This window comes from Pradoshia sp., assembly GCF_051873915.1.
Classification (GTDB): domain Bacteria; phylum Bacillota; class Bacilli; order Bacillales; family Pradoshiaceae; genus Pradoshia.
Genome location: NZ_JBJEFJ010000097.1, coordinates 1 through 11,236 on the forward strand (window position 1 = coordinate 1; position 11,236 = coordinate 11,236).

Annotated in this window: 6 protein-coding genes and 12 tRNA genes; 17 read left to right on the plus strand and 1 reads right to left on the minus strand. The window is 42.3% G+C overall.

Going from position 1 to position 11,236, the window contains the following annotated elements; translation table 11 throughout:
* Positions 1-108 precede the first annotated feature (108 nt).
* The 17 genes from ACI35L_RS08925 (at position 109) to ACI35L_RS09005 (ending at position 10,313) form a co-directional block, all read left to right on the plus strand.
* Positions 109-184: transfer RNA gene (locus tag ACI35L_RS08925), tRNA-Phe, on the plus strand.
* Between the two features lie 22 nt (positions 185-206).
* Positions 207-282: transfer RNA gene (locus ACI35L_RS08930), tRNA-His, on the plus strand.
* Positions 283-287: 5 nt separating this feature from the next.
* Positions 288-361: transfer RNA gene (locus tag ACI35L_RS08935), tRNA-Gly, on the plus strand.
* Positions 362-375: 14 nt separating this feature from the next.
* Positions 376-449, plus strand: a tRNA-Ile gene (locus ACI35L_RS08940).
* Positions 450-458: 9 nt separating this feature from the next.
* A tRNA-Asn gene (locus ACI35L_RS08945) sits at positions 459-533 on the plus strand.
* A gap of 7 nt (positions 534-540) precedes the next feature.
* Positions 541-631: transfer RNA gene (locus tag ACI35L_RS08950), tRNA-Ser, on the plus strand.
* A 3-nt stretch (positions 632-634) separates the two neighbouring features.
* Positions 635-706 (plus strand) — tRNA-Glu (locus ACI35L_RS08955).
* A gap of 513 nt (positions 707-1,219) precedes the next feature.
* Positions 1,220-1,295: transfer RNA gene (locus ACI35L_RS08960), tRNA-Thr, on the plus strand.
* 9 nt (positions 1,296-1,304) lie between these two features.
* Positions 1,305-1,397 (plus strand) — tRNA-Ser (locus ACI35L_RS08965).
* Positions 1,398-1,413: 16 nt separating this feature from the next.
* A tRNA-Asp gene (locus ACI35L_RS08970) sits at positions 1,414-1,490 on the plus strand.
* Between the two features lie 14 nt (positions 1,491-1,504).
* Positions 1,505-1,580, plus strand: a tRNA-Phe gene (locus ACI35L_RS08975).
* A 3-nt stretch (positions 1,581-1,583) separates the two neighbouring features.
* Positions 1,584-1,655: transfer RNA gene (locus tag ACI35L_RS08980), tRNA-Glu, on the plus strand.
* 677 nt (positions 1,656-2,332) lie between these two features.
* Positions 2,333-4,312, plus strand: a complete 1,980-nt coding sequence (gene glgB, locus ACI35L_RS08985; RefSeq protein WP_049669781.1) for a 1,4-alpha-glucan branching protein GlgB — start codon at positions 2,333-2,335, stop codon at positions 4,310-4,312.
* A complete protein-coding gene (locus ACI35L_RS08990) occupies positions 4,254-5,408 on the plus strand; it encodes a glucose-1-phosphate adenylyltransferase (protein WP_049669782.1) in 1,155 nt (384 codons plus the stop codon). Before glgB ends, ACI35L_RS08990 begins: the two co-directional genes overlap by 59 nt.
* A gap of 27 nt (positions 5,409-5,435) precedes the next feature.
* Complete coding sequence (locus ACI35L_RS08995) at positions 5,436-6,464, plus strand: sugar phosphate nucleotidyltransferase (RefSeq protein WP_049669783.1); 1,029 nt, start codon at positions 5,436-5,438, stop codon at positions 6,462-6,464.
* Positions 6,461-7,879: a glycogen synthase GlgA gene (gene glgA, locus ACI35L_RS09000; RefSeq protein ID WP_049669784.1), complete on the plus strand. Its 1,419-nt coding sequence runs from the start codon at positions 6,461-6,463 to the stop codon at positions 7,877-7,879. Before ACI35L_RS08995 ends, glgA begins: the two co-directional genes overlap by 4 nt.
* A gap of 16 nt (positions 7,880-7,895) precedes the next feature.
* Positions 7,896-10,313 (plus strand): glycogen/starch/alpha-glucan phosphorylase, encoded by a 2,418-nt coding sequence (locus ACI35L_RS09005; RefSeq protein WP_049669785.1) that lies wholly within the window; start codon positions 7,896-7,898, stop codon positions 10,311-10,313.
* A 36-nt stretch (positions 10,314-10,349) separates the two neighbouring features.
* Here ACI35L_RS09005 and ACI35L_RS09010 read toward each other — a convergent pair whose 3' ends face one another.
* Positions 10,350-11,105 (minus strand): TraR/DksA C4-type zinc finger protein, encoded by a 756-nt coding sequence (locus tag ACI35L_RS09010; protein ID WP_049669786.1) that lies wholly within the window; start codon positions 11,103-11,105, stop codon positions 10,350-10,352.
* Between the last annotated feature and the right edge of the window lie 131 nt (positions 11,106-11,236).

Genomic DNA, 11,236 nt, shown 5'->3' on the forward strand with positions numbered 1-11,236 from the left:
ATGCCTGCCTGTCACGCAGGAGGTCGCGGGTTCGAGTCCCGTCCGGACCGCCATTATTACTGTTAGCTCATCGATTAGCATTGAGCAGCATATAAAGAAAAATGAATTGGCTCAGTAGCTCAGTCGGTAGAGCAAAGGACTGAAAATCCTTGTGTCGGCGGTTCGATTCCGTCCTGAGCCACCATTTAATTAACAAATAACGCACGGCGGTTGTGGCGAAGTGGTTAACGCATCGGATTGTGGTTCCGACATTCGTGGGTTCGATTCCCATCAGCCGCCCCATAGATGCGGGTGTAGTTTAGTGGTAAAACCTCAGCCTTCCAAGCTGATGATGAGGGTTCGATTCCCTTCACCCGCTCCAATTATTATCATAATGGGCCTATAGCTCAGCTGGTTAGAGCGCACGCCTGATAAGCGTGAGGTCGATGGTTCGAGTCCATTTAGGCCCATATCAATATTCCGCAGTAGCTCAGTGGTAGAGCACTCGGCTGTTAACCGAGCGGTCGTAGGTTCGAATCCTACCTGCGGAGCCATATATATGGGGAAGTACTCAAGAGGCTGAAGAGGCGCCCCTGCTAAGGGTGTAGGTCGGGTAACCGGCGCGAGGGTTCAAATCCCTCCTTCTCCGCCATTTGGCCCCTTGGTCAAGCGGTTAAGACACCGCCCTTTCACGGCGGTAACACGGGTTCGAATCCCGTAGGGGTCATAAACCATGTACAAATTGTGCATGGTTTTTTCTTTGTTTCTAAAATTCTATCCATTCGGCATATGGCTCTTGAGCAGAGGGAACATTCTATTCTCACCAAGAGTTAATGATTTAGTCATAGAAGAATGATTATTTAGAAGTTGTTTAAAGCGGCATGAAAAATAAATACAACTTGTATTGGTTTTCGATTCAGATTAGGGAGTAGATTGTATTGTATCATTCTAAATAAGATGAAGCATAAAATTAACTAGATGGTTAAACAGCTCTGAAGGGCGTTCTGGGATGAAAGATGATAGAGAGGGTTCCTTTATTTATCTTCATTCTAAAAGCCTTTAAACGGGCTGATAAGGGCTTTTCTTCTCTCGCCATCACTGAAGGTGAGGTCGTTCTTCTATACTTCCAGATCTTTAAGATTCTACGTAAAAATAAAATTAGTATTTCCATATATTTCTGATTGAATTATCCCTAGAAACAGGTTAGAATAATAAAGCAGTCAACGAGAGATTATTATTTGCCGGTGTAGCTCAATTGGTAGAGCAACTGACTTGTAATCAGTAGGTTGGGGGTTCAAGTCCTCTTGCCGGCACCATCTCATATTGGAGGAATACCCAAGTCTGGCTGAAGGGATCGGTCTTGAAAACCGAGAGGCGGGTCAAACCGCGCGGGGGTTCGAATCCCTCTTCCTCCTCCATAATATCCTTTATATTGGTCCGGTAGTTCAGTTGGTTAGAATGCCTGCCTGTCACGCAGGAGGTCGCGGGTTCGAGTCCCGTCCGGACCGCCATTTACATAAATGATGGCTCAGTAGCTCAGTCGGTAGAGCAAAGGACTGAAAATCCTTGTGTCGGCGGTTCGATTCCGTCCTGAGCCACCATTCGGCCCCTTGGTCAAGCGGTTAAGACACCGCCCTTTCACGGCGGTAACACGGGTTCGAATCCCGTAGGGGTCATAAGATAATATTATTAAGAGACATGTACAAATTGTACATGTCTTTTTTTGCGTTCATTTGGCGTGTTAAAGAAGGTTGTTGATAATTGAAAACTGCCCGTTAACGTTTCAGGTGATTGATTCCTATGAGATTACGAAAAGGAGTCAATCCGCAGATAAAAAAGCATTGGTGGCAGCTCATTAAAACCCTTGAATTTGCCCCTCCAGCGTAAATCAACACTTAACAGGGCTTTCTATTTAATACAGCTGAGATGCCTATCTAACAAAAACGTTATTTTGAATTCACCCAATTGTTAGATAATACGAAGCGTAATATCTAGTATGATAAAAGTAGATAAATAATAACGCAATGATAGTAGAATATGTTCATATTTATTTCTTCCACAGAATTTCAGGCAGGAAGTTGAGAAGATTAAGCGAAATCATTATTAACGAGGTGTATTATTTAGCAAATAAATGTATGCATAATGAGCTTAAATAGGTCTTTATGAATGTTTTCAACCTGCTTGATAAAGGGAATATGAAAAAGCAACTGACAGGGAGAAATCAGTCGAAAAGGTAAAAAATGTGGGGATATAATAAATATTTTAACAATTTTTACATTTGCGTTATTTATGGGTTAAATAGTTTAATTATTATATTAGGAATACTTTGAAAAAATACTGAAAGGGTGATGATATGCCTCATAATGCACCTACAGATTATCAGATTCACTTATTTCATGAGGGCTCACTATATGATGCTTACAAGCTGTTTGGAGCCCATCTAATTGAGGAAAATAATAAAGTGTTTACCCGCTTTACAGTATTTGCCCCAAACGCCCGCAGCATCCGGTTAGTCGGCTCTTTCAACAAGTGGAATGGCATAGGCTATGAACTGGTGAAAGTATCCGAACAAGGGATCTGGTCTGTCCTCATTGAAGCGAATCTCTCCAATGAAATTTACAAGTATGAGATTGAAGCAATATCAGGTGAAATCCTTCTAAAAAGCGACCCGTATGCCTTCTTTTCAGAAATCAGACCAAATACCGCTTCCGTTGTATATCCGTATGAAACGGATTATACATGGAGTGACCAATCATGGCTTAAGAAGAAATCCAAGAAAAATTGTACAGATGAGCCGCTTTATATTTATGAAATGCATGCGGGAACGTGGAAGAAGAAGATAAAGGATGAGGATGATTTTATCCCTAGCATTGAATGTGAGATAGAGTATTTTTATACATATAGGGAGCTAGCATCTGAACTGATTCCTTACATCATTGAGCAGGGCTTTACTCATATTGAGCTTATGCCGCTTACAGAGCATCCCTTTGATGGCTCATGGGGTTATCAAGGAACTGGCTATTACTCACCTACAAGCCGATATGGCAATCCGGATGACTTAAGATATTTCATCGATCAATGTCATCAAAATAATATCGGTGTTTTGCTTGATTGGGTGCCAGGGCATTATTGCAAGGATGCCCATGGATTATTCCTCTTTGATGGAGCCCCGGTTTATGAATACCATGACCATAAGCATCGGGAGAATCCAGTTTGGGGAACGGCTAATTTTGATTTAGGGAAGCCGGAAGTTCACAGCTTCCTGATTTCAAACGCACGTTATTGGATGGACTGTTTCCATGTGGATGGATTCCGGGTGGATGCGGTTGCCAATATGATTTATTGGCCGAATACATATAGTGGCGATATCAATCCATATGCAATCAAGTTTATGAAGACGTTAAATCGTGTACTTAAAGAATATGACCCTTCCGTGCTTATGATGGCAGAAGATTCAACAGATTGGCCAGGGGTAACTAAGCCGGTAACAGAGGGAGGTTTAGGATTTACCCATAAGTGGAATATGGGTTGGATGAACGATATTTTAGAATACATGGAAACGGATCAGCATTTCCGCTCAAATCTCCATCATAAAGTAACATTCTCCTTGATGTATGCCTACTCGGAGCGCTTTATTCTGCCTTTGTCACATGATGAAGTGGTTCACGGCAAGAAATCCCTGCTAGACAAAATGCCAGGAAGCTATGAAGAGAAATTCGCCCAATTGAAATTGTTATTAGGATATATGGCTGCACACCCAGGGAAGAAATTGTTGTTCATGGGTGGAGAGCTAGGCATGTTTTCTGAATGGAAAGATAAAGAACAACTTGACTGGCATCTGCTCAATTATGATTCCCACCGCACACTGAATGAATTCTTTAAGGATTTATTAAAATTGTATAAGCGATCCAAACCTTTATATGAACTGGATGACTGCCCGGAAGGATTTGAATGGATTGATGTCAATAATACCGACCAATCGATCTTCTCTTTTGTACGGAGGGATAAAGGCGGCAATCCATTGATTGTTATCTGTAATTTCAAAAATATTGCTTATGATCAATACAAAGTCGGTGTTCCGGATAAGTATGAATACAAAGAAATATTAAATAGTGATGATCGAAAATACGGCGGAAGCAATCATGTGAATAAAAAGGCTATACCGGCACAGGATGAAGGGTTCCACGGAAAACCATATCATGTCGTTGTGAAGATACCGCCATTTGGTATCACAGTGCTTCGCCCAATTAAAAAACGGAAGGAGTTAAATCAAAATGGCAAAGAAAAAAATCGTGGCAATGCTGCTCGCAGGGGGACAAGGAACAAGGCTTGAGGCTTTAACCGCAGATGTGGCAAAACCAGCTGTACCTTTCGGCGGAAAGTACAGAATCATCGACTTCACATTAAGTAATTGCACCAATTCAGGCATTGATACCGTAGGAGTTCTTACCCAATACCAGCCATTATTGCTTAACTCTTATTTATCAAATGGAAGTGCCTGGGACTTGGATTTACGGGACGGGGGTGTAACGGTTCTTCCTCCATACTCCGCCTCCAAGGAGATGAGATGGTATACAGGAACAGCCAGTGCGGTTTATCAAAACCTGAATTATATCGATCAATATGATCCGGATTATGTCATCATCCTCTCTGGTGACCATATTTATAAGATGGATTACTCCAAAATGCTTGAGTATCATGAGGAAAAAGGAGCAGACGCGACGATCTCTGTAATCGAAGTTCCATGGGATGAAGCAAGCCGCTTCGGTATCATGAATACAAGAGATGATTACTCTGTTGAAGAATTTGAGGAAAAACCGAAAAAACCGAAAAATAATCTTGCCTCAATGGGCATTTACATCTTCAATCGAAAAGTCTTGAAGGAATTCTTGATCAAGGATGCCCAAAATGAACATTCCTCTCGTGACTTTGGAAAAGATATTATTCCGATGCTATTGAAATATAACAAAAAAGTATATGCCTATCCTTTCCAAGGCTATTGGAAGGATGTTGGTACACTTACAAGCTATTGGGAAGCGAATATGGACTTGCTGGATGAAGATTGCGAGTTAAATATGTATGACTACAAATGGCGTATTTACTCTGTTAATCCAAACAGAGCTCCGCAATATTTATCTGAAAAGGCTGTTGTACGTGAATCGCTTATCAATGAAGGCTGTATCGTAGATGGGAAGATTGAGAAATCGGTCTTGTTCTACGGTGCAAGGGTAGGAGAGAACTCATACATTAAGGATTCAGTCATCATGTCTGATGCCATCGTTGGCAAGAACGTTGTGATTGAAAGAGCCATCATTCCTCCTGGTGCGGTAATTCCGGATGACCAAGTGATCAAGCCGATTGATGATGAGGATGTCATTCTAGTTAATCCAGAGCTGCTTACAGAAGAGAATGCGATAAAACTATCCTAATATATTGAAAGGCGCTGAAAAACGAATATGAATAAATCATTGTTGGGCATTATTGATGCCACGCAAAACTTTGAATCTCTTGATATATTAACGAACCACCGCAATGTTGCCGCCTTGCCAATTGCAGGCCGCTTCCGGCTGATTGATTTCATCCTGTCCAGCATGGTTAATTCCGGCATATCTAATGTGGCTGTCTATCCACAATATCATTTTCGTTCCTTGATGGACCATCTCGGTACAGGGAAGAATTGGGATTTGAACAGAAAAAGAGACGGGCTTTTCTTCCTGCCTGTTCCGCATACGGCGGAAACGAATGGAGAAATCACTTCCTTGGAGCATTTCTCTTATCATATGACTTATCTTGAGAGAAGCGAGCAGGAATATGTGGTTGTCGCAAACAGCCATACAGTATGCAATATTGACTTCAATGCCGTGCTTAAAGAGCATTTGAAGCATGGAGGAGACATTACCGAAGTCAAAAAGGGCAAGATATCCCTTGGAATCTATGTCTTGAAGAAGGATTTGCTCGTGAAATTGATTGAAGAACGTCAGGAGACGGGCTATACATCCGTAAGTGAAGCCGTGCATGATCATTATTCTGGATTCAAGGTCCATGTATTTGAATATGATGGATATTTGGCGGTTGTTGATTCCATTAGCTCCTACTTCCAAACAAGCATGGAGCTATTGAAGGTTGACAACTGGTATCAGCTATTCATGAAGAAAAGCCCAATCTATACGAAGGTGAAGGATGAGCCGCCTTCCAAGTATGGCATTGGCTCCAATGTTACTCAAGCGATGGTTGCTAATGGCTGTGTCATTAAGGGAGAAGTTGACCACAGCATCGTTTTCAGAGCGGTTAATATTGACGAAGGTACAACCATCAAAAACTCCATCATCATGCAGAAAACCAAAATAGGCAAGAATTGCAAGCTCGATTATGTCATTCTTGATAAGGATGTGGAGATTGCGGATGGTACAATATTAGTTGGTTCGCCATTCCAGCCAATCGTCATTCAAAAAGGTGTAAAGCAAGGAGCGTTGATGAATTCGTGAATGTTTTATTTATAGTATCTGAATGTGTACCATTTGCTAAATCTGGCGGGCTGGCCGACGTGGCCGGCTCCCTTCCAAAAGAATTGAAGAAACTTGGGCATGAGGTAAGAGTATTGCTTCCAAAGTATGGAACAATCCCTGCCCATTTTTTTGATTCCGCAAAAAAGATTGCTGAATTTGAGGTTCAGCTTAGCTGGAGAAGACAGTACTGCGGAATATTTGAATTAGAATATGAGGGTGTTACGTATTATTTCATGGACAATGAATACTATTTCCATCGTCCTAAATTGTATGAACAATTTGATGATGGAGAGCGCTTCGCCTATTTTTGCAAAGCGGCTGTCGAAACGCTTTATCATATTCCTTTCCTGCCTGACATTATACATACGCATGACTGGCATACAGGCATGATTCCATTCCTTCTTAAGACCCAGCATCAAGATACAAAGCTGGCTAATGTGAAGAATGTATTTACTATTCATAATTTAATGTTCCAAGGAATCTATGAAAAAGGCTTCCTTGGTGATGTACTTGGTGTTCATTATGATTACTTTAATCAAGTGGAGTTTGGCGGATGCGTCAATTTCATGAAGACCGCACTTACTTATGCAGATGCAATTACAACTGTAAGCCCAACGTACAAGGAAGAAATAAAAACGGCGTATTTTGGGGAGCGGCTAGAGGGTATACTGCAATCTAGGGACCATGATTTATACGGCATCGTTAATGGGATTGATAATGATTTGTATAATCCGGAAAACGATTCCTCCCTGCCGTACCAGTTCAGTGCGGCTGATTTGGCTGGCAAGAAAAAGAATAAAAAGAAGCTCCAGGAGCACTTTGGTTTGCCGGTAGATGAGAGTAAGCCGGTGATTGCGGTTATTTCACGATTGACGAAGCAAAAAGGGTTCGATTTAGTCCGAGCTGTCTTCCATGAAATTATGCAGCAGGATGCCCAGTTCATCATGCTGGGGACAGGTGACCCGGAATTTGAGCATTTCTTTGGATACTCAGCTCAGTGGTATCAGGACAAATGCCGTGTTCATATCGGCTTTAATGAAGATCTTGCTCACCAAATCTATGCGGGAGCTGACTTATTCCTTATGCCGTCTAAATTTGAACCATGCGGCTTGAGTCAATTGATTGCGATGCGCTATGGCACATTGCCAATTGTGCGTGAAACAGGAGGCCTGCGAGATACAGTGCAGCCATATAATGAATATACGGGAGAAGGAAACGGCTTTTCCTTTACCAATTTCAATGCGCATGACATGCTTTATACGATCCATCGGGCGCTGTCCTTCTATAAGAAACCAAAGGAATGGAAGAAAATCGTCCAGAATTCAATGGAGAAGGATTATAGCTGGGCACGCTCAGCAGTAGAGTATGAAAGATTATATACAGACTTGATTTAGGGGGCATGATTTTTAGATGTTTGATAATAAAGAACAATTTAAGAAAGCCTTTTTATCCAAGCTAGAAATGTCCGTGGGAAAGAGTTTTGAAGAGACTAGTCTGCAGGACCAATACCACGTGCTAGGCAACATGATTCGCGAATATATCAGCAACAATTGGATTAAAACGAATCAAGTATACCGTACGAGCGAAACGAAGCAAGTCTATTATTTATCGATTGAATTCCTCCTTGGGAGAATCATGGGCAGTAACATCCTCAACCTCGGCATTCATGATGTCGTGGAAGAGGGCCTTGCCGACCTTGGGATAAACCTGGAGGATTTAGAATCGACTGAACCTGATTCCGCTCTTGGTAATGGAGGACTTGGCCGCTTGGCAGCCTGCTTTATGGATTCCCTTGCTTCACTTGATCTTCCAGGCCATGGCTGCGGCATCCGCTATAAATACGGACTGTTTGAACAGAAAATCATTGACGGTGTCCAAGTAGAATATCCGGAGCTATGGCTTCAAAATGGCCAGGTCTGGGAGGTACGTAAATCTGATTTGGCTGTTGAAGTCCCGTTTTGGGGAAAGGTTGAATCTTACTATGACGAGGATGGACGGCTTTGCTTCAAACACCGCGATGCAGAACCAATCATGGCCGTTCCTTATGATATTCCAGTTGTAGGCTATCATACAGAAACGGTGAATACACTTCGTCTATGGAATGCGGAGCCTGCCAATGTTCCATTCCATGATGACATCATGCGTTATAAGCGGGAGACAGAAATGGTATCTGAGTTCCTTTATCCCGATGACGCAGAGGACAGTGGTAAGATTCTTCGGCTGAAACAGCAATACTTCTTAGTGAGGGCAAGTATCGATGCTATTTTAAATACGTTCAGGAAGAAGCAGAAGGATATTAGGCAGCTGCCCGATTATGTATCTATACATATCAATGATACACACCCTGTTCTTGCGATTCCTGAACTGATGCGAATCTTACTGGATGAGGAGATGCTTTCGTGGGAAGAGGCTTGGGACATTACGGTTCAAACGTTTTCTTATACGAATCATACAACTCTTTCAGAGGCATTGGAGAAATGGCCAGTACGCCTGTTCCAGCCGCTCTTGCCTCGCATCTACATGATTGTCCAAGAAATCAATGAACGCTTCTGTAAGGAGTTGTGGGATAAGTATCCGGGTCAATGGCAGCGAATTGAGGATATGGCGATCATCGCCCATGATCAGGTGAAGATGGCTCATTTAGCCTTAGTTGGCACTCATAGCACAAATGGGGTTGCCCATTTACATACGGAGATTTTGAAAAAGCGGGAAATGAATAATTTCTATCAAGTATTCCCAGAGCGATTTAACAACAAAACGAATGGCATTACGCACCGAAGATGGCTCATTAAATCCAACCCAGCCCTTTCCAATTTGATTACGGAATCAATCGGGGATAAATGGATGGTTGACCCTTCATGCTTGAAAGGAGTAGAGTCATTCCAAAATGATGCCGCCTTCTTAGAAAAGCTTGAGAAGGTCAAACATGATAATAAAGTTAAGCTGGCTGAGCGTATCTTCCAGCAAAATCAGATTAAGGTTAATGTGGACAGCATCTTTGATGTGCAGGTTAAACGTCTTCATGCATATAAACGGCAATTATTAAATGTTCTTCATATTATGTATTTGTATAATCGCATGAAGGAAGAGCCGAATTTCCGTCCGCATCCGCGAACCTTTATATTTGGGGCAAAGGCATCACCAGGATATTACTATGCGAAGAAAATCATTAAGCTGATTAACACAGTCGCCGAGAAGGTCAATAATGACAAGACAACGAATGATTATTTAAAAGTTGTTTTCCTTGAGAATTATCGTGTGTCATTGGCAGAGGAAATTTTCCCGGCTTCTGAGGTGAGTGAACAAATCTCTACAGCGAGCAAGGAAGCATCAGGCACAGGAAATATGAAATTTATGATGAATGGTGCTTTAACAATCGGAACGATGGATGGAGCAAACGTGGAGATTCATGAACGTGTTGGCAAGGATAATATCTTTATCTTCGGTATGACCTCTGATGAAGTTATGAATTATCAAGCCCACGGAGGCTATCATTCTTCGGAATATTATATGCTCGACAGAAGGATCCATGAAGCAGTCAACCAGCTTGTGAACGGTTTCTTCCCGAACACAAATGGCATGTTTGACATGATTTATGATTCCTTGCTGATTGAGAATGATCAATACTTTGTTCTCCGTGACTTTGATTCGTATGCGAAGACACAGGAAATGGTCTCAAAAGCCTATGAAGATAAGAAGAAGTGGAATCAGTCAAGCGTAGTTAATATCGCTAACTCAGGATTCTTCTCAAGTGACAGAACAATCTCTGAGTATGCAGATAATATCTGGCATATTAAGCCTGTGAATTCTCCAATTATACAAGCTTAAAGAAGTTGAGCAAGCCCGATTTCGGGCTTGCTTTTCTTATTTCTTCTTATCAGTTACATAGCTGTCCTCTTTACGGTATGGAATATCACCGAGTGGCGATTCGATTCCTTCTTCGTCCAATTCTTCCTCATAAGCCTCAAGCTCCTCATTCCGGTAAACGGTGCGTTCACCATCTGGGCCGTTGCCGACAAAGTCCTCTATGTCATTCGGAGAATCACCTGATCGGTCTTCCTCTGGATACATATCGTCATACTCGCCGCTGTTATTGGCCATGTCGGACGGTGTTTCAGATGTTCCGTACCGAGCAGCATCCCCGAAGCTGTCACGGTAATCCTCGATTCGCGGGTCATAGGTGCGCTGCATGGAATCCTTTCTAGGGTCCTTGATTATACTTTCCTCGCTTGGCCGTTTTTCATCGGAGCGCCGGTCTGCGGCCTCTGCATGCTCTATGCAATAAAGGGTATTCGGAATGGCCTCCAGTCGTTCGAAAGGAATCTCCTGTCCGCATTCCCGGCATTTCCCGTAGGTCCCCTCATCAATGGCCTTTAATGCATCATCAATTCGATTTACTTGCTCTTCTTCATGAACATGAAGTGCGATATCCTTCTCCCGCTCAAATAATTCAGTTCCGAGGTCTGCAGGGTGATTATCATAGGCTGATAGCTCACTGACAGAATCTCGCTCGCTTAAATCCATACGGGAGTTCTTCCCGGACTGAATCTTTTCCAAGAGTTCAGATTTTTGGTCTTCCAATCTATCTTTCAACTGATTGATTTGGTCCTTTGAAATCATATTCTCACGTCCTTCTCGTATTTTATCAGATATATTTGGCAGATTATGTGTTAGTAGCCTGTATCATACAATACCCTGCGAGAATCGAAGGAAACCTTGCAGACTAAAAGAAAAAGACCTCCCTATATGAG

Excerpts from the sequence above, each read along its gene's own strand:
- glgB (WP_049669781.1), top strand. The coding sequence starts at position 2,333 with ATGCCTCATAATGCACCTACAGATTATCAGATTCACTTATTTCATGAG.
- ACI35L_RS08995 (WP_049669783.1), top strand. The coding sequence starts at position 5,436 with ATGAATAAATCATTGTTGGGCATTATTGATGCCACGCAAAACTTTGAA.
- ACI35L_RS08990 (WP_049669782.1), top strand. The coding sequence starts at position 4,254 with ATGGCAAAGAAAAAAATCGTGGCAATGCTGCTCGCAGGGGGACAAGGA.
- ACI35L_RS09005 (WP_049669785.1), top strand. The coding sequence starts at position 7,896 with ATGTTTGATAATAAAGAACAATTTAAGAAAGCCTTTTTATCCAAGCTA.
- ACI35L_RS09010 (WP_049669786.1), bottom strand. The coding sequence starts at position 11,105 with ATGATTTCAAAGGACCAAATCAATCAGTTGAAAGATAGATTGGAAGAC.